The 19564-nt window shown below is 51.2% G+C and carries 14 protein-coding genes; 13 read left to right on the top strand and 1 reads right to left on the bottom strand.

Annotated elements, in window-relative coordinates:
- Nucleotides 1-4 precede the first annotated feature (4 nt).
- The 13 genes from ABEW34_RS13205 to ABEW34_RS13145 all read left to right on the top strand — a co-directional run bounded on the left by ABEW34_RS13205 (nucleotide 5) and on the right by ABEW34_RS13145 (nucleotide 18206).
- Nucleotides 5-2320, top strand: coding sequence for a beta-L-arabinofuranosidase domain-containing protein (locus ABEW34_RS13205; RefSeq protein WP_430159344.1), 2316 nt, complete (start codon nucleotides 5-7; stop codon nucleotides 2318-2320).
- 98 nt (nucleotides 2321-2418) lie between these two features.
- On the top strand, nucleotides 2419-3489 hold the full coding sequence (locus ABEW34_RS13200) for a M24 family metallopeptidase (protein WP_430159341.1): 1071 nt from the start codon (nucleotides 2419-2421) through the stop codon (nucleotides 3487-3489).
- A gap of 23 nt (nucleotides 3490-3512) precedes the next feature.
- Nucleotides 3513-4709: an NAD(P)/FAD-dependent oxidoreductase gene (locus ABEW34_RS13195; RefSeq protein ID WP_430159339.1), complete on the top strand. Its 1197-nt coding sequence runs from the start codon at nucleotides 3513-3515 to the stop codon at nucleotides 4707-4709.
- The gene (locus ABEW34_RS13190; protein ID WP_430159337.1) at nucleotides 4706-5707 is read left to right on the top strand and encodes a proline racemase family protein; all 1002 of its coding nucleotides are present in this window, start codon (nucleotides 4706-4708) and stop codon (nucleotides 5705-5707) included. Before ABEW34_RS13195 ends, ABEW34_RS13190 begins: the two co-directional genes overlap by 4 nt.
- A gap of 45 nt (nucleotides 5708-5752) precedes the next feature.
- Nucleotides 5753-6754 (top strand): proline racemase family protein, encoded by a 1002-nt coding sequence (locus ABEW34_RS13185; RefSeq protein ID WP_430159334.1) that lies wholly within the window; start codon nucleotides 5753-5755, stop codon nucleotides 6752-6754.
- 47 nt (nucleotides 6755-6801) lie between these two features.
- Nucleotides 6802-7689: a dihydrodipicolinate synthase family protein gene (locus ABEW34_RS13180; protein WP_430159332.1), complete on the top strand. Its 888-nt coding sequence runs from the start codon at nucleotides 6802-6804 to the stop codon at nucleotides 7687-7689.
- 49 nt (nucleotides 7690-7738) lie between these two features.
- Nucleotides 7739-9184: an aldehyde dehydrogenase family protein gene (locus ABEW34_RS13175; protein ID WP_430159330.1), complete on the top strand. Its 1446-nt coding sequence runs from the start codon at nucleotides 7739-7741 to the stop codon at nucleotides 9182-9184.
- A gap of 267 nt (nucleotides 9185-9451) precedes the next feature.
- Nucleotides 9452-9724 carry a (2Fe-2S)-binding protein gene (locus ABEW34_RS13170; RefSeq protein ID WP_430159327.1) on the top strand — a complete coding sequence of 91 codons (273 nt, stop codon included), beginning with the start codon at nucleotides 9452-9454 and terminating at the stop codon, nucleotides 9722-9724.
- Nucleotides 9724-10056 carry a (2Fe-2S)-binding protein gene (locus ABEW34_RS13165; RefSeq protein ID WP_430159325.1) on the top strand — a complete coding sequence of 111 codons (333 nt, stop codon included), beginning with the start codon at nucleotides 9724-9726 and terminating at the stop codon, nucleotides 10054-10056. The genes ABEW34_RS13170 and ABEW34_RS13165 overlap by 1 nt, the downstream gene beginning before the upstream one ends.
- A complete protein-coding gene (locus ABEW34_RS13160; protein WP_430159322.1) occupies nucleotides 10053-11288 on the top strand; it encodes an NAD(P)/FAD-dependent oxidoreductase in 1236 nt (411 codons plus the stop codon). The genes ABEW34_RS13165 and ABEW34_RS13160 overlap by 4 nt, the downstream gene beginning before the upstream one ends.
- Nucleotides 11275-13260: a glycoside hydrolase family 127 protein gene (locus ABEW34_RS13155; RefSeq protein WP_430159319.1), complete on the top strand. Its 1986-nt coding sequence runs from the start codon at nucleotides 11275-11277 to the stop codon at nucleotides 13258-13260. The genes ABEW34_RS13160 and ABEW34_RS13155 overlap by 14 nt, the downstream gene beginning before the upstream one ends.
- Before the next feature lie 27 nt (nucleotides 13261-13287).
- A complete protein-coding gene (locus tag ABEW34_RS13150) occupies nucleotides 13288-15954 on the top strand; it encodes a LamG-like jellyroll fold domain-containing protein (protein WP_430159316.1) in 2667 nt (888 codons plus the stop codon).
- 53 nt (nucleotides 15955-16007) lie between these two features.
- Nucleotides 16008-18206, top strand: coding sequence for a LamG-like jellyroll fold domain-containing protein (locus tag ABEW34_RS13145; RefSeq protein WP_430159313.1), 2199 nt, complete (start codon nucleotides 16008-16010; stop codon nucleotides 18204-18206).
- Nucleotides 18207-18363: 157 nt separating this feature from the next.
- On the opposite strand, the gene ABEW34_RS13140 is transcribed toward ABEW34_RS13145, so the two are convergent.
- On the bottom strand, nucleotides 18364-19470 hold the full coding sequence (locus ABEW34_RS13140; protein ID WP_430159311.1) for a glycoside hydrolase family 88 protein: 1107 nt from the start codon (nucleotides 19468-19470) through the stop codon (nucleotides 18364-18366).
- Nucleotides 19471-19564: the final 94 nt, after the last annotated feature.

Here is a 19564-nt window from a genome sequence, read left to right as displayed (position 1 = left end):
CCAAATGAAAGCAAGCATGAGAATTAAACAAGCGGCGCAAGCCTTCGCATTAGGCGAGGTTAAGCTGCTGGAGGGGCCTTTTAAGCAAGCGATGGAAACGAATCGCCGCTATCTTCTGGAGCTTGAGCCAGACCGATTGCTGGCAAGATTTAGAGAGTATGCAGGGCTTGAGCCACGGGCGCCGCAATATGGGGGCTGGGAAGCAGAGAGCTTGTCGGGACATACGTTAGGGCATTATTTATCGGCGTGCTCAATGATGTATAGCTCTTTGGCCGAGGCGGAATTCAAGGAAAGAGTCGATTATATTACGGATGAGCTTGAGCTTTGCCAAAATAAGCATGGGGATGGTTATGTTTCTGGAATCCCGCGTGGCAAGGAAGTTTTCCATGAAGTGGCTTCCGGAAATATTCAATCCAAGGGATTTGACTTGAATGGGGCATGGGCGCCCTTGTACACGCTGCATAAGTTGTTTGCGGGACTGAGGGATGCTTATCGGCTGACCGGCAATGAGAAAGCGCTCATTGTCGAAAGGAAGCTTGCCGACTGGGTTGAGGGCATTCTTTCCCCGCTGTCTACAGAGCAAATGGAAGAAATGATGATTTGCGAGTATGGCGGCATGAATGAGGTTTTAGCTGATCTTTATGCCGATACGAATGAATACAAATATTTAACGTTAGCCGAGAAGTTTTGGCATAAGCTTGTCCTTGATCCGCTCGCTGAGCATGTGGACTGCTTGCCCGGAAAGCATGCGAATACGCAAATTCCGAAGCTGATTGGGCTAGCGAAGGAATATGAATGGACCAATGATGAGAAGCGCCGCGACACGGCTGAGTTTTTCTGGAACAGCGTCGTTCATCATCATTCCTATGCGAATGGCGGCAATAGCTTTGGCGAATATTTTGGCGATGCGGATTCGTTTAATGACAGGCTGGGACCGCAAACGACGGAGACGTGCAACACCTATAATATGCTGAAGCTGACGAAGCATTTGTTTGAGTGGAAAGCGTCCGCCGCGGAAGCCGATTATTATGAACGGGCGCTATTTAATCATATACTCGCGTCGCAAAATCCAGAGTCTGGCGGCATGACGTACTTTTTGTCGCTGGCAATGGGCGGGCATAAAATTTTTGATGACAAATTCGATGATTTCACCTGCTGCATCGGCACAGGGATGGAAAGCCAGGCCAGCTATGGCAGCGCGATTTATTTTAAAGGGGAAGACCAGCTGTTTGTGAACCAGTTTATCCATTCTGAGCTGGCGTGGACGGAAAAGGGCGTTACGCTGCTGCAGGAGACGGAATATCCGTTGGACGATGTGATAGGGCTCAAGCTATCATGCGCGAAGCCTGTGTGGTTCAGTCTCAACATTCGCTATCCGGGCTGGGCGAAGCAAGGGGTTTCCATTGAAATCAATGGCGAAAAAGTAGAGGTTGACCAGTCTCCCGGCTCCTTTATCGCAATCAACCGCTTGTGGATCGATGGGGACTTGCTTCGGATCGTTGTTCCAATGTCGCTGAGGCTGGAGCCTATGGCGGACAATGCGGATCGCGCAGCGATTTTTTATGGGCCTGTGCTGCTTGCGGGTGATCTGGGCAGCCACGATGATCCCCATGCTTCTGATTACCTTTATGCGCCAGTTTTGCTGGCTAAAGGGAAGCCGCTGGATACATGGCTGGAAGCTGTGCCTGGCAAAAGCTTGGCTTTCCAAAGCAAACTGGTCGGTTATCCCCGCAATGTGGAGCTCGCGCCATTTTACCAAATGGTTGACCGTTCCTATACCGTATATTGGGACCTGTTTACGCCGGATGGCTGGGCAATAGCGGAAGCGGATTATAGAAAAGTGATGGAAAAGATGCAAAGGCTGGAGCAATGCACAGTTGATTATGCGCAGCCAGGAGAAATGCAGCCGGAGCGTGACCATGATTTTAAAGGCGACAGCTCGACTCGCGTCGGCATGTTGAATCGCAGGCCATTCCGCATGGCGGGCCAAGGCGGGTGGTTCTCATTCGATTTGAAGGTGAAGCCCGAAAGTGAAATGATGCTGGTCGTGACTTATACATCGGCACAGGAGATGCCGAATTGCGAGTTTGATGTTTATTTGAATGGCGAGCTGCTGACAGAGGTGGGGGAAGGCTTTACGGAAGAGGATAAGTTCTATAATGTGAACTTCCCGCTCCCGGCTGCAGCACTTGCTGGCGCTGAGAAGGTTACCGTTACCTTCCAAGGCAAAGAAGGAAAACGCATTCGCCGCGTATTCGGCCTTCGGATAGTGGATCGCGAGCAATATAACCAGCTGGGTGTGCAAAGCGACTCTATTTAAAAACATGGTGAACAGGCGAAGCGGAAGCCAATTTTTCATGCAGAGCAGCCCTTTTTCACCATCCATTTCATTGAATTGACGAAGGGAGTGGGATGCAAATGGAAGCCCAGCGGCTCAAGAGGATTAGGGAACAGCTGGAACGCAAGCAGCTAGATGGGATAGTCATTGCCAGTCCATTCAATCGAAGATATTTGACCGGATTTACGGGAACAGCGGGATTTGTGGCGATTACGAACGATCAGGCGCTGCTTGTCACAGATTTTCGCTATACGCGTCAAGCGACGGAGCAGGCGAGAGAATACGAGGTCATCCAGTATACAGGCAAGCCCTTCGAGCTTATACGGGAGAAGCTCGACGCTGCCGGAGCCCGCAAGCTCGGGTTTGAGAAAAATCATGTGACATTGGCAGGCTATGAAGCCTACGAGGAATCTTTTAACGGACTCGAGCTTGTCCCGACCCAAAATATCGTTGAACAGCTGCGCGGCATTAAAGATGAGCGCGAGCAAGGGTTTATTCGCAAGGCGATCGACATTACGGAAAAAGCGTTTGAACATATTTTAGGCTTCATGAAGCCGGGTCTATCTGAGAAGGACGTTTCTGCCGAGCTCGAATATTTTATGCGTAAAAATGGGGCGACCTCTTCGGCTTACGCTACGATTGTAGCCTCCGGCTTACGTTCTGCACTGCCGCATGGGCTCGCGAGCGACAAGCTGCTGGGAACGAACGAATTCGTTACCCTTGATTTTGGAGCGAGCTATGAAGGCTATTGCTCCGACTTGACTAGGACGGTGTTTATCGGCAAGCCAGAGCAGCGGCATAAAGAAATTTATAAGATTGTATTGGAAGCGAACGAAACCACCTTAAATGGACTAAAGCCAGGCATGACGGGCAAAGAAGGCGATTCGCTGGGACGGGACTGCATTGCTGGCTACGGGTACGGGGAGTATTTTGGCCATGGCCTCGGTCATGCGTTTGGCTTGGAAATCCATGAATGGATGGGCTTTTCCCAGAAGTCGGACGATGTTTTGCAGCCGGGGATGATTTTGACAGTCGAGCCTGGCATTTATATTCCTGATTTTGGAGGCGTCCGTATCGAGGATGATATTTTGATTACAGACACAGGCATTGAAGTGCTGACGAAGTCGAATAAGGAATTAATCGTTTTGTAAGGTAGAAGGAGGTGGCCTCGTCCATGCATGCTGAATCTGCGGAAGTCGTCATCATTGGCGGAGGCATCATTGGGATGGCCATCGCCTATTATACGGCCAGATTAGGGATGGACGTTCTCGTTGTCGAGCGCGGGGAAATTGCGGGGGGAACCTCCTCCAAATGCGACGGCAATATTTTAGCCATTGATAAAGACCCCGGCTTCGACAGCCAAATGTCCTTGAAATCCCAGCAATTAGTCGCTGAACTGGTGCGGGAGCTTGATGAGGAGTTCGAGTATCGGGCACCCGGAAGCATTCTCGTCTGCGAGACGGAGGAAGAGATGATCGCTGCTGAGCGCTGGGTTTCCCGGCAAAAGCAGGCAGGGCTTCCCTTTCGGATGCTCGATCAGAAGGACCTCAGAGATGAATGGCCCTATATGGCCGAAGATTTATTAGGCGGTTTAGAGTGTGCAACGGATTCTACCGTTAACCCCGTATTGCTAACCTACTCCTTGGCTGCAACCGCTCGCCGTCATGGCGCCCGTTTTCGAACGCATACGGCGGTGACGGCGATATTGCTCGATGAGAAGCGGAGAATTCGGGGAGTAGAGACAGAGGCAGGCACGATTAAAGCGAAAATCGTCATTAATGCGGCTGGCGTATGGTCGAAGCTTATTGGACAAATGGTGGGCATCGATATTCCGATTGAGCCGCGAAAAGGCCATATCCTCGTCGCTGCCCGCTCAGCCAATATTGGAAAACGAAAGGTGATGGAATTCGGCTATTTGATCAGCAAGTTTGGCGGGAAGCGCCAAGTCGATCCCAAGTTTGAAGCGTATGGCATCGCCCTCGTATTCGAACCAACCGCTTCCCAAAACTTTTTAATCGGATCGAGCCGCCAATTTGCTGGTATGGATACCCGCGTGGATCAGGAGGTCATTCGGCTTATTGCGCAGAGAGCGATCCGTTTCTTTCCGGTCATCGAGCATATTCCGATGCTTCGAACGTACGCTGGCCTTAGGCCATGGACAGCCGATCATTTGCCCATCGTGTCACCAATCGACGAAATACCGGGTTTTTATGTAGCAGCCGGACATGAAGGGGATGGAATCAGCCTTGCCGCGGTTACGGGGAAGGTCATTAGTGAAATGTTAAGCGGAGCCGAGACCTGCATTCCGGCCCAGCCACTGCGCTATGACCGATTCCGTCGTGGCGGCGTTAATCAGGAGGTAGTCCTATGAAGCTCTCCAAACTGGTGACCACCATCGATACCCATACGGGAGGCAATCCGACCCGAACGGTGACGAGCGGAGCGCCGGAGCTGATCGGAAGCACGATGACCGAGAAGATGGTTTACATGTCCGAGCATTTTGACCATTTTCGCAAAGCGCTGATGTTTGAGCCCCGGGGCCATGAAGTGATGTCCGGTTGTATTTTGACTCCACCGTGTGACGAAACGGCCGATATCGGCGTCGTTTTTATTGAGACGGGCGGCTATTTGCCGATGTGCGGGCATGATACGATTGGCCTTTGCACGGCGCTGATTGAGGGCGGAATCTACCCTGAGAGCAAAAAAGTCATTCGGCTGGATACGCCAGCAGGGCTTGTGGAAGCACAGCTTGACATTGTGCAGGGAAAAGTCAAAGAAGTGACGTTCACGAATATTGCTTCTTTTTTGTACAAAAAGGATGTCCGGCTCCAAGTTGAAGGAATTGGAAAAATTTCCGTTGATATTGCGTATGGCGGCAATTTTTACGGTTTGGTTGACGCGCGTCCGCTGCAGCTGCCCTTAGTGCCAAATCGGGCTTCGGAAATCGTTCGCTTGGCGATCAAAATTCGGGATGCGATTAACGAAAGCATTGAAGTGGTGCATCCCGAAATTCCAGTCATTCGCGGACTAACCCATATTGAGTTTTACAGCGATCCCGTATCGCCTGCTGCCCATTGCCGCAATACGGTCGTCGTGCCTCCGGGAGGAATCGACCGTTCGCCATGCGGGACAGGAACCTCGGCGAAGGTAGCCGTGCTGCATGCCAAGGGCGAGCTTTCCAAGGAGCAGGATTTTGTTCATGAAAGCATTGTAGGCTCCATGTTCCGGGCAAAAATTTTGGAGGAGACAACGGTAGGCGGCTTGCCGGCCGTCATTCCGCAAATATCAGGGTCAGCATGGGTAACAGGCTTTCACCAGTTTGTTTTTCACGAGCAGGATGAGCTGGGTAGCGGTTTTTTCTTGCTCTAATCTACTCTGAATTAGCTCTAATGCTGGTTTGATGGAGGCTTGGATATGGAAATGAACAAATGGTATGCAGCGATTGATACGCATTCCGGCGGGCAGCCTCTTCGCATCCTGACAGGTGGGCTGCCGCAAATGGCAGGCGCCTCTCAGCTAGCCAAGTCCGTATTTTTCAAGCAGCATTATGATTCCGTACGAACACTGCTTATGGCTGAACCGCGAGGACATTACGGCATGACAGGTGCCATCGTTACAGCTCCCGTATCGGCGGAAGCCCAGTTCGGCTTGTTGTTTCTGAATCAGGAAGGATTTGCAGCTATAAGCGGGCATGGAATCTTCGCGGTCGTAACGGCATGGATTGCGACAGGGCAGCTGGATGCGGCTATTGCCGCCGAAGGTATATTAATTGACTGCCCAGCGGGAAAGGTAAAAGCTATTGCTAGCTGCGAAGGGCAGGAAGTACGCACGGTATCCTTCCACAATGTTCCGAGTTTCGTCTATGCGGAGTCTCTTACATTGACGATCCAAGACATTGAACTACGTGTCGATATTGCTTTCAGCGGGGAGTTTTATGCGGTTGTCGATGCTGCCGGACTTGGCGATAGACGGTCAATCCCTGAGCTTCAAGCATGCGGAGGGTTAATCCGCAAAGCCATTGAAGCGCAGCTGGAGGTTAAGCATCTCGTGCTGGAAGGGATTAGGGGCATTCATGGTGTGTTTTTTTACGAAAAGGCTGAGGAAGATTCGGCAAATCCGGTCTATCGCAGCTGGTCCATATTTGCTGGCGAACAGCTTGATCGCTCTCCCGGAGGAGCGGGGGCCTGCGCCCATATGACGGTTCTGAACCGCAAGGGGCTGCTGAAGCGGGGGCAGCAGGTTGTTTATGAAGGCATCGCTGGAACGCGTGCAGTTGGCAGCGTGGAGGAGGAAATATGTGCGTTCGGGCAAAAGGCCGTCATTCCACAGTTAATAGGAAGTGCTTATGTGCTGGGCTTTATGAATTTTGTACTCGATTCTAGCGATCCGTTGGCTGATGGATTCGTGCTGTACTAGAACGCCAAAAATCTAAACGATTAACATTCGAGAGGAGCAATTTTGAAATGGCAAAATTTGAAGGTGTTTATGTGGCAATTGTTACCCCTTTTACTTCTTCCTATGACGTCGACTACAAACGATTGACGGAGCATTGCGATTGGCTTATCGCAAATGGCATAAGCGGGCTTGTTCCTACCGGATCTCTTGGCGAATATGCAACGATGAGCAATGAGGAACGAGCAAAGGTAGTGGAGACGGTCATAGAAGCCGCAGCAGGGCGGGTGCCCGTCGTTGTTGGATCGGCCGCGCCTTCTACGAAGCAGGCGGTCGCATGGGTTCAGCATGCGAAAGATTCAGGTGCGGCAGGGGTTATGGCGCTGCCTCCTATCAATTACAAGCCGCTAGAGCATGAAGTTGTCGCTCATTACGAAGCGCTGAATGAGGTGGGACTTCCCATTGTAGCGTACAACAATCCCCATGATTATAAAGTAGATTTGACGCCGCAATTTCTTGCGAAGCTTTCCAAATTCGATAATGTCGTTGCGGTAAAAGAGTTTTCCGGCGACATCCGCCGCGTGCATGATATTTTGGCCCAAACCGATCTTGAAGTCATGATTGGCGTAGATGATTTGGCGATGGAAGGCCCGCTATTTGGCGCAACAGGCTGGATTTCCGGTGTGCCCAATGCGCTGCCGAAGGAAGGCGTGGAGCTGTTTAACCTTGCCAGACAAGGGAAAATGCAAGAGGCAAGCGCGCTTTATCGCCGTCTGCTGCCCTTGTTCCATATGGATGCCAGCCCTCAGCTCGTTCAATCGATCAAATATATGATGGAGCTGGCGGGATTCCCGGTCGGTCCTACACGTCCGCCCCGCCTGCCTTTGCCAGAAGCGGATTACCAGCTCATTAGAGAAGCTTTTGAATACGCGGTTAGACCTAATCAGCCAGCAAATTAACGGAATGATGAGTTTAAAGTAGCCTAGTCCGAACAGGAGGGATCGCAAAATGACGAGCAGTCGAAATTGGATCGGAGGCGAGTGGATTACGCCAGCAGCAGGCGAATCTGTCGTTAAAAATCCATCGAACATCAAAGAGGAGGTTGGCATTCTTCATCTATCTGACCAGTCGCATGTTATTCAGGCGGAGCAGGCAGCGCGTAAATCGTTTGAGGTCTGGTCTCGTTTAACAGGGGCTGCCCGAGCAGAGCATTTGTATAAGCTTGCTGCCGCACTGGAATCCAGGCTGGCTGAGGTAGCGAATCTCGCAAGCTTGGAAATGGGCAAACCGATTACAGAAATGCGCGGCGAGGTGATGCGCGGAGTAAATTTGCTCCGATATTACGCGGCGGAAGGGGTACGTGCCAATGGGGTTGTCATTCCTTCAAGTGAGCCAAACGTTTTGCAGCATACGAAAAAGGTTCCTTTGGGCGTCGTGGGCATTATTACCCCATGGAATTTCCCGGTTGCCATACCTATTTGGAAAATCGCGCCTGCGCTTATTTGCGGCAATACCGTTATATGGAAACCTGCGGAATTTGCCTCCTTAACGGCAACGAAGCTCATTGAGATTTTTGCAGAGGCAGGACTTCCTGCAGGCGTCATTAATCTCGTTATTGGCAAGGGCAGCAAAATCGGTGACGTCTTATTGGAGCAAATTTCGCTCGACGCGTTAAGCTTTACCGGCTCCACCTCAACGGGCACTCATATTGCCCAGCTTTGTGCCAAGCGGAATATTAAATACCAGACTGAAATGGGCGGGAAAAATGCCGCTGTTGTTTTAAACGACGCTGATCTTGAAAAGACGATTCCGCTCATTGTCAGCGGAGCCTTCCGTTCGGCAGGGCAGAAATGTACAGCAACGAGCCGGATCATCGTCGAGTCAGGCATTTATGCTTCTTTTACAAAAGCGCTCAGCACGGCAGTATCGCAAATTAAGCTGGCACCTGCTCTCGATCCTGCCGCTTATTTAGGTCCCGTTGCCTCCGCGAGCCAGTATGAAACGGTCATGTCTTACATCCATATGGCCCAGCAGCAGGCGGAGATTGTTGCCCAAGGCCCAGCTGTAGCTGGAGCTGAACGAAACGAGGGGTATTACATCCAGCCGATCGTGGCCGCAGGCTTGGATGCGGGGCATCCTCTCATCCAGGAAGAGGTTTTTGGACCTGTTGCAGCGCTGCTTCAAGCTTCCGATTTTGCAGAGGCTATCGCTTTATGCAATCAATCGATTTTTGGGCTGAGCGCTTCGCTGTTTACGCAAAACTTGTCCTACGCCCATCGGTTTTTGGACGAAGCGCAGGCGGGCATGGTTCGCGTGAATCAGGAAACAGCGGGCGTGGAATATCAGTCTCCATTCGGCGGGATGAAGCTCTCCAGCTCGCATTCGCGCGAGCAAGGGCAAGCGGCTTTGGATTTCTATACGGAATTAAAGACATGCGCCATCCGTTATTTTTAGCGTCTATTTTACTGGGAAACGAGCATTGCGCTTAAAGGACAGCAACCCGTTTTCGCTTGGAATATAAGAATGAATAAGTTTTGCCTTACTGTATTTCTATTTCTCGGACTGAAACGCGCTGCGCCGCCAAAGGACGTCGACAGCCGTTTACGCTTGAAATATAGGAAAGGATATCCTAGTGTCATCATGTCTCTATATTTCTCGGAATGAAACGCGCTGCGCCGCCAGAGGACAGCGACAGCCGTTTCACCTAGGAGGGCTTATATAATGAAGCATCCATCCTTAGTCGTTTGCCGCTGCGAAGAAGTGACCATGGAGCAGTTGGAAGAAGCTTATGCGTCAGGAAGCTGCACTTCACGTCAGCTGAAGATGAAAACAAGGGCTACGATGGGCGCCTGCCAGGGACGGGTTTGCCGAGCCCTTGTAGAAACATGGATTCATGTGAAAAATCCAGATGGTCCTCGAGACGCTGAATTATTATCGTACCGTCCGCCTATTCGGCCTATAACGTTTGGCCAGCTAGCAAAGGATGAAGATTAATGGAAAGGATTGAGAACCATCCGCTACTCGGCCGTTGGCAGACGCCCCGTGAACGTGTTGCTTTTTCCTTTAATGGAAAACCAATGACAGGACTAAAGGGAGAGCCAATAGCGGCGGCACTGCTCGCAGCCGATATTCGCACGCTGCGCAGGCATGAGGAATCGGGGCATGCTCGCGGGCTTTATTGTGCCATTGGCCATTGCATGGAATGCCGGCTGAGCGTAGCAGGAAAAGGAATGGTACGTTCCTGTCTTACTCCGCTTGAAGCAGGAATGTGTATAGCTGAAGGGCTGCAGCTTCCAAACGAAATAACAGGGAGGACGCTGCTATGACGAAGGAGAGCCAGCCTGATCTCATTATTGTTGGTGCTGGGCCAGCTGGCTTGTCGGCAGCGGTTGTAGCTGCCGAACATGGCCTGGCCGTCATCATATTGGATGAGTTTCCCGAACCGGGAGGACGCATGCTCGGCCAGTTTCATGAAGAGAAGGGCCACTGGTGGGTAGGAAAGCAGGTCGCCCATCATCTCATCGAGCAGTGCTGCGCATTAGGTGTTCATATCCGCTGCGGCGTATCCGTCCACGGCATGTGGAAAAACGATCAGCATTGGGTCATTAGAACGTCGGATGGTTCCATCACGGCAGCTAACGTATTGCTGGCAACGGGCGGTGCCGAAATTCCGCAGCCGTCTCCCGGGTGGACACTGCCTGGCGTCATGTCCATTGGCGCAGCGCAGGTTATGGCTAACGTACATTTCGTTAAACCCGGACGCCGCGGCCTTATTATCGGGGTCAACGTGCTAGCGATGGCAATCGCTCGTGAGCTGTCGGTAAGCGGGGTATCCATTGCAGCGATCGTGCTGCCTTCGCAAAGCCCGCTTTCTGGAACAGACGCTTTGCCTAAAGAAAATGTAGAAAAGCTGCTCGGCTTGTCCCATTTAGCACCGTCCGCGTTTATGAGAATGGGAGGCCGAGCGGCCCATTCGCTAAAAATGGCGGGGATAGTATCGCATTTTTTTCCGCGAAGAGGGATCAAGCTGTGGGATATTCCCTTAAAGCTGCGGACCTCGGCTGTAGCTATTAATGGCAAAGATCAGGTAGAATCCGTGACGCTTGCCGACGTAAATGGACGCGGCGAAACGATTGCCGGAAGCGAGCGGGAGGAGGCGGTTGATTTCGTCGCTCTTGCGGGCGGATTATATCCTTTAGCTGAGCTAGCTTCGGTGGCCGGCTGTCCATTTGTTTATATGAAAGAACTCGGCGGCCATATTCCGCTTCATAGCGAAGCGATGCAGACGCCTATGTCAGGGCTGTATGTGGCCGGCAATATAACCGGTGTCGAAAGTGCGCTTGTAGCGATGGCACAGGGACAGCTTGCAGCCACTTCCATTTGCAGAGATGTTGGGCTGCTTGGCGAGCAAAGCGATACCAAACTAGCGGAGGCGAAGCAGAAGGTTCAGCAAGTACGGGCTTCCGCTTTAATTCAATTTCATCCGGGCATTCCAAAGGCAAGAGAGCAGGTCTACAAAATGTGGGCGAAAGGCTGTGGCAACGTTGAAAATAACTGAAAACACAGAAAAATGGCGGAAGGTTTCATATAAGTCGGTCAAAATTCACGATCCCTTTTGGTCCCATTATAGAAGTCTCGTTCGTGATGAGGTCATTCCCTATCAATGGGAGGCTATCAATGACCGGGTTGAGGGCGCTTCTCCCAGCCATGCGCTGCAAAATTATCGCATAGCGGCTGGCGAAGCGGAAGGCGCGTTTTACGGTTATGTTTTTCAAGATAGCGATGTAACCAAATGGCTAGAGGCTGTCGCTTACAGCTTGCAAGCCGATCCAAATGCGGAGCTGGAAAAGCTTGCGGATGAAACGATCGATTTGCTAGGGAAAGCCCAGCAGCCGAACGGCTATCTTAATACTTATTTTACGATTCAAAATCAGGACCAGCGCTGGACGAATGAACGCGATAATCATGAAACCTACTGCGCAGGCCATCTGATTGAAGCAGCTGTTGCTTATTATGAGACGACGGGCAAGCGCAAGCTGCTGGATATCGCCTGCAAGCTGGCGGATCATATCGACTCGGTGTATGGCGAAGAGCAGGGCAAGCTGCGCGGCTATCCCGGACATCAGGAAGTAGAGCTAGCTTTAATGAAGCTTTATAACGTAACGGGGAAGGAGCGATATTTGAAGCTATGCCGGTTTTTTATTGACGAGCGCGGCCAGGAGCCTCATTATTTCAAGCTTGAAGCAGAGAAGCGGGCTGAGAAACGGGGCCGGGAAGCACTGCTCCGTGAAGGCTACTATTTCCTGTATAAAAACAATTACGAATACAATCAAGCCCATCTGCCTGTTCGGGAGCAGCTGGTGGCGACAGGGCACGCCGTGCGGGCGGTATATATGTATACCGGCATGGCGGAATTGGCAGGCGCGACGAATGATACAGAGCTGCTCGAAAGCTGCAAGAGGTTATGGAAAAACGTGACGCAAAGGCAGATGTATGTAACGGGAGGCATTGGCTCGAATCATGACGGGGAAGCTTTTTCATTCGACTATGACTTGCCTAACGATACCGCTTACACCGAGACTTGCGCTTCTATCGGCCTTGTTTTCTGGGCGCAGAGCATGCTCCATCTTGATCCAGACAGCAAATATGCAGACGTTATCGAGCGTGCTTTGTATAACGGAACCATTAGCGGCATGGGGCTGGATGGCAAAAGCTTTTTCTACGTCAATCCGCTGGAGGTGTGGCCTGCCGCCTGCAAACGTCCAGATAAAAGGCATGTGAAGACTTCCCGGCAAAAATGGTTCGGATGTGCATGCTGCCCGCCCAATTTGGCACGTCTTATCGCCTCGCTCGGCTCTTATATTTATTCCCAAAACGAGCATGCGGTTTATGTCCATCAATATATTGGCAGCGAGACCACGCTAAAGGTTGCCGGGCAAAACGTAAGCCTTTCCCTGCAAGCTAATTTCCCCTGGGAAGAGACGGTCGCCATTAACGTGACACCTGAGCGTGACGAAGCGTTTACGATCGCCGTTCGTATCCCGGATTGGTGTGACGGGGCAGAAACAAATGTAAATGGTCAAGCGATCTCGCCAGATTCGCTGCAATTTCACAAAGGTTATGCTGCGATAAACCGCATCTGGCAGGCGGGAGATCAAATTGCGCTGAAATTTCCGATGGCCATTAAGCGCCTATATGCGCATCCTCTCGTTCGTGCGAACGCAGGCAAGGTGGCCTTGCAGCGGGGGCCTGTCGTTTATTGCTTGGAGGAAGCGGATAACGGGGCGGCCTTATCGCATATTGCGCTGCCTGAGCAAGCGGCGCTTGCTGCGCATTTTAAGCCTGATCTGCTTGGCGGCATCGTCGTCATTGAAGGGCAGGCCGTGCGGGGCGAACAGCCGGGCAGCAGCCAAAGGCTATATGAATCCCGCAAGCGAGGGGAGCATGCCTGCAGCATTCGGGCTATCCCTTATTATGCTTGGGCGAATCGTGGCGAAGGAGAAATGGCGGTATGGATTCGGGAAAGCTAATACGCGGAAGTAGAGGGAGGCTTGTTGATGAAAAAAGGGATTTCTTTCGTCATTTGTTGTATGTTATTCGTTTCGCTTTTTGCTATGCCCGCTGCTGCGAAGCCTAAGCCTGTTCAGCCGGAACTAACGAGCGACGAAGCGAAGCTTGAAGATATTTTTGGCAGAACCGTCAATCATTACGGCGTGGAGCTGGTTGACTGGCAAGGCTATATGGCCAACCCCTATGTAAAGTTGAACGTCATTCCGCCTGCCGATGCTGCTTATCCGCTCACCATAGACATTAAAGCTAAAGGCACCTCACGCTTGATGATGGACCGGCCAAGTACACTCAGCGCAGCAGGTGCCCAAAAAACGCTGGCCTTTGATACTGCTGGCGAACGCAAGCCGTTTTTGCTGGAAATTCATCCGGATCGAATAGGCGGCAATGGCGAAATAGAGCATTATACGCTTGAGCTGACGATAACCGATGCGCTAGGAGCCGTTCGTTCGCAGACGACGCCTATTCGCGTATGGGATCAGGATGACGAGAAGGAGCCCGAGCTTCCTTTAAAATTCGATTACCGATTCGATACGATACAGCCTTATTTTAGTGATCCTGCTATCCGCGAGGCGGGCGAGCAGGCCATAAAGGATTGGTTTTATTTTTTTGATATGGAGCCATTTGATACCGTTCCTGCAAACTCCGAAGTAAGCATGCTTCCCGAAGATAACTTTGACGGCCATATTGAAGTAACGAATGATGAGCCGTTCAACGGGATGTGGATTTTTCTAAGAGGGCTGAGTGGCCCTTATTCAACAGGTGCTCCGACGGACAATGGAAAATATCATAAGCGCGGCGGCATTACGATTCCGGATAAGCTTCATCGTTCATTAATGACGATTCTTGATTTTTACGATACGGCGACGCCATTTACCTCTATGGATGATGAGGAGTGGTATCTCACGGAAATGTCGAATACGTCTACCGATGTGTACGGCCTCATTATGCATGAGTTTGGCCATGCGCTCGTATTTTCCGGCAACTGGAAAGGGGTAGCTGCTTATAAGCGAAGCGGGGGCACGGCGGACAATATTGTCGCCTATCAAGGCGGGCCCGTTCCGCTCGACGGAACCTATCATATTCCGGGAGAGGAGCCTTATTGGGACCGGATCAGCGGTCAAAATGGCGGACGGACGCATCTTTTTCACAATAAGCGCTGGATGCTGACGAAGCTGACGTTGCTGATTGCGGAAAAAGCAGGATGGAAGCTGAACGATAAGCTGACTCCGTTCCTGAGCCCGTCCATTCAAAACATGCCGATTCCAAATGCGAAGCAGGGGAAAAATTACGAGCTGCAGCTGCAGGCGGAGGGCGGGGTTCCTTTTTATGATTGGACGATTGTAGATGGTTCGCTGCCTCAAGGGCTGACATTGGACCGCTTCACCGGCAAAATCGCGGGAAAAGTGTCTGGGCAAGCAGAAGGAAGCTATCCGTTTACGGTACAGCTTCGCGATTACGATGAGCTTGGAACCCCCGTTCAAAAGACATTCACATTAAATGTGGGCCAAGGCGAGCTTTTAGGAAGCTATTTGTTTGATGAAGCAGACGGGACGATTGCCCTAGATTATTCGGGAGCGGGGTACGATGTCTCGACCGTGCATGCAAGCAGAACAGATGGGGCGAGAGGGGGTGGGATAGCCTTAAATGGGGCTTCCAATTATGTTGAACTGCCACGTGACATGCTGAAAAAAGCAAAAGCGTTCTCGTTCTCTTCATGGGTAAATGTGACGGATAGTGTCTATTCTCCAAGCTCAGTTGGCGTAACCGATGCGGTGTATAACACAGGCTCGCGGATTTTTGATTTTGGCTCATCGGATGCGAAGTATATGGCACTATCGACAGATTCCCAAGGGGCCTTGAGCTTTATGGTTTCGAGAAAAGGGGGGAAAGAAGAAACAACCATCTCAGGAGGCGGCATAACCTCTGGAAAATGGCAGCATGTGGCGGTGACAGCATCGGGTAATACGGCGGTCCTTTATGTAAATGGGACGGAAGCAGCGAGGACCTCTAATTTGACCCTGGGAGCGATCGAATCCCTTTTAAAGGGCGAGCACCATTACATTGGCAAGTCTCAAAGCGATGAACGGTATTGGAATGGCATTTTGGATGAGATCAAGCTTTATAATCGCGCTTTGTCTGCCGCTGAGATTGCCAGTCTTGCAGCAGATGAGCCAGTGCCTCCAGTTGTTGATCCGCCAGCGCCCGCAAACCCTAATGTGGCGATTGAAGGAAGCATTACGACCTCCTACGTCTCGCCTTGGGAGAGCCTGGTAGGGCTGAATGACGAGTACGAACCGGAGAGCTCCGCAGACCGAGGCCATCCGGTATATGGCAACTGGAATACGCACGGAACTGAGCAATGGGTGCAATATGATTTTGATCAGCCTTTTACCCTATCATCAAGTGAAGTGTATTGGTTTGATGATAATGACGGCATTGATTTGCCGGAGTCGTTCTACATCCAATATTGGGATGGGTCGAATTGGGCGCATGTTTCCAATCCGTCTGCATATGGCGTATTGCCGGACCAGTATAATGTGACCACCTTTGATCCGGTGACGACGACGAAAATTCGGCTAACGCTGAAAGCAAAGCCAACAACTTCAACGGGCATTGAGCAGTGGAAGGTCATCCGCGTGACAGAAACAGATTAAGCTGAATTAGACACAGAAGGCAGGCAATCCACAAATAAAAGGGAGGCTTGGCGATGTTGAAAAGAGGTACGAACCGCATATCCATTAAAAAAATGATGTCAGCAGTTGTTTGTTTGGCCTTGCTGTTAGGCGTAATAGGCACGATTCCGCAAAAACCGGTGTATGCGGCAGCCAATTTTGCGGAAGTAGTGGATATATTCGGGCGGACCGTTAATGACAACGGCATTGACTTGGTCGATTGGCAGGGGTATCTTGCGAATCCTTCTGTTAAGCTCACGGTTAAGCCGCCATCGAGCGCTGTTTTCCCCGTTACGATTAACCTGCGTACACAGGGAACGACCAGGCTGATGATGAATAAGCCGAGTACGTTATCGGCAACGGGCTCGGCCAAAACGCTAACTTTTACTAATGCATCCCAGCAGCTAGACTTTGAATTAGAGATTCACCCCGATCGTATTGGCGGGCCGAATGAAATCGAAAATTATACGCTGAGCATGCAGGTCATCCAAAGCAATAATACCCAGAGTACACAGACGATTCCGATTCGGGTGCTGGATCAGGATGATAATGCAGAACCGTCGCTGCCTATTAACTTTGATTATCGTTTTGATACGATTACGGGCATATTTGCCGATGCAGGGGTGAAGGCTGCCACAGAGCAGGGCATCAAGGACTGGTTTTATTTCTTCGATGAGACGCCTTATGACACAGTAGCTGCAGGAGCTGAAAATATTTCAATTCCGGGCGACAACTGGCTGAATCCCATTACGGCTACCAACAATGCCGCCTACAACGGCGTATGGGTATTTCTGCGCGGCTTAAATGATCCATATTCAACGGGCTATCCGGCAGATAACGGCAAGTTCCACAAGCGGGCAGGGGTTCAAGGTCCGATTCACCGCTCATATGGACTGATTTTGGACTTTTACTCAGGGTTTACACCGTTCTCCTCTTTGAATGATGAAGAGTATTATTTGGCTCAAATGCCTGGATCTGCTTGTACCTCAAACTGCCAGACCGATGTATTAGGCTTAATTGCTCATGAATTTGGCCATGCGGTTGCCTTCCACAGCAGCTGGAACGGCATGGTGAATTACCATAGCGCCGGCGGCAGCAATGATGCGGAAGTCATCGCTTATCAAGGGAACGCCGTTCCACTAGATTCCAGCTATCATATTTCGGATGCCAATTCCCTTTATTGGGATCGAATCAGCGGCCAAAGCGGAGGCAGAAACCACAAGTTTCCTTCCCAGCGCTGGATGATGACGAAGCTAAGTCTCTTGATCGCCGAAAATGCGGGTTGGAAAATCAATAAAAATCTGTCGCCGTTCGTAGCGCCGTCCATCGTAACAAACTCACTGCCAAGCGGAACGAAGGGCGCTGCTTATTCGCAGCAGCTTACAGCCAAGGGCGGTGTGCCTTTCTATGATTGGAATATAACGAGCGGCTCGCTGCCACCAGGGCTGACGCTGGATCGCTTTAAAGGGACTTTAACTGGAACGATTGATAATAATGCGCCGCAAGGCAGCTATACGTTCACTGTTCAGCTAAGGGATTACGACACGCAAAGCACGCCTGTCACCAAATCGTTTACGATTAATTTAGGCGGAGGCGGGCCAGTCAGCGATGTCGTTGCCCAATATTTATTTAATGAAACAAGCGGAACTTCGGCCGCGGATGCATCAGGCAATGGAAAAACAGCCACGCTGAGCGGCGGCATCACTTGGGCTGCAGGGCATGCGTCCAACGCGGTCAATTTTAACGGTACTACTGGCTATGGCAGCTTGCCAGCCGGCATCGTAAGCAGCTTGAATGATTTTACGATTGCGACTTGGGTGAAGCTGAATTCGGTATCCGATTGGACGCGAATTTTTGATTTTGGCACGGGAACAACGGCGAACATGTTCTTAACGCCAAGCCCGGGCGGTGCAGGCTTAAGATTTGCCATTACGAATAGCGGCAGCGGAGGGGAACAGCGAATTTCAACAACGACGGCATTCCCGACAGGGGTATGGAAGCATGTCGGAGTTACCCTCTCGGGCAATACGGCAAGTCTGTATGTAGATGGCGTCCTCGTTGGCACCAATGCGAATATGACGCTTAAGCCTTCCAGTCTTGGCAACACGACGCTTAACTATTTGGGACGTTCGCAATATACGGGAGACCCGTACTTAAACGGGGGACTTGACGATTTCCGTATTTACAATCGAGCGCTCAGCGCAGCGGAAATGACGACACTATTTAACAGTTAACGTTAAACGAGGCGCACCTGTTCTCGCTGTCGCTCCTATTTAAGTAAAATGCCCTCTGGAAGCTCATTGAAATGCCCTTGTAGGCGTTGCAATGAATGTCCGGAGGGCATTCTTTTTGATTCATTCAAATCGTTTTTTGGGGGAAGGCTGCCAGCCGTTAAAAAATGCGGTGCTTCCAGCCGTTCAGCTTGGCGATCGCCTCGACATAATAATAATCGCCATAGATGAGCGATACATCGATAAAGCTGGTGCCGCTGCCCGTTCCATGCAGCAAAATCGCCTCATGCTCCGGCTGCTCCCATGTCGCATAATTTTCCGTCAGCGAACGCAAAATCCGCTCCGCCGCATTCGCATACAAGCTTTTCTCGCCCGGTGCCACAAGCTGCGCCAGCTCCAGCAGGCCCGATGCGGCGATGCTTGCCGCCGAGCTGTCCCGGAACAGGCGCTCATCGTCACCGAGACGGAAATCCCAATACGGAACCTGATCGTCCGGCAGGCCAGCGATAAAATAATGGGCGATGCGCTTCGCCGTATCCAGGAACCGCGCATCTCCAGTATGGCGATACGTATTCGTAAAGCCGTAAAGTCCCCAAGCCGTACCGCGGCTCCATGAAGATTCCGGCGAGTAGCCTTGGCCGCCGAAGTTTTCGAGGTAAGCGCCATTTTCAGCATCAAAGGAAATGATATGCTTAGTGGAGCCGTCTGGACGGATGCCGTGCTGCATCGTCGTCTCGGCGTGGCTGATCGCAATATGCTTGTAACGCGGATCTCCGGTCACTTTGCTCGCCCAAAACAAGAGGGAAATGTTCAGCATGCAGTCGATAATGACCCAGCCATATTTGTCCTCATTCCAGGCACGGATAAATTTGCCGACGGGATTGTAGCGGGCAGCGAGGAAGTTCGCTGCTTCTATGCCGCGACGCAATGCGTCCTCATCGCCGGTGAGCGTGTGCTTAATGACCGCAGTCGGCAGAAACTGAAAGCCGACATCATGATGCAGCTCAACCGTCGGCTTAATAAACCATTGCTCCAGCGTTTCATCCCATTGCCATGCGGCATCCTTGTATACGGGCTTGCCCGTCATCTCATGCATAATCCACAGCAGCCCCGGCCAAAAGCCCGTCGTCCACCAGTCTGATCCAATATCGTCAAATTTCCCATCCTTGCCAGCGAAATGCGGACATTTCGCACCAATCTGCTGAACCATTCGCTCAGCCTTGCCATCCAGCCGATTCATTATTTCTTGCCAATAGGTTGTAGTCATTGTACAGGCCTCCATCACTTTGAATATGTGGTGACCTGAGTATAGCCCGTTTGAGACATGGAAAGTTGCAACTGAATATAAAGAAATGTTTATA

Source organism: Paenibacillus algorifonticola, from assembly GCF_050481745.1.
In the GTDB taxonomy this organism is placed as follows: domain Bacteria; phylum Bacillota; class Bacilli; order Paenibacillales; family Paenibacillaceae; genus Pristimantibacillus; species Pristimantibacillus algorifonticola_A.
The sequence above is the reverse complement of the archived record's forward strand: the minus strand, read 5'-3'. Positions and strand labels throughout refer to the sequence as shown.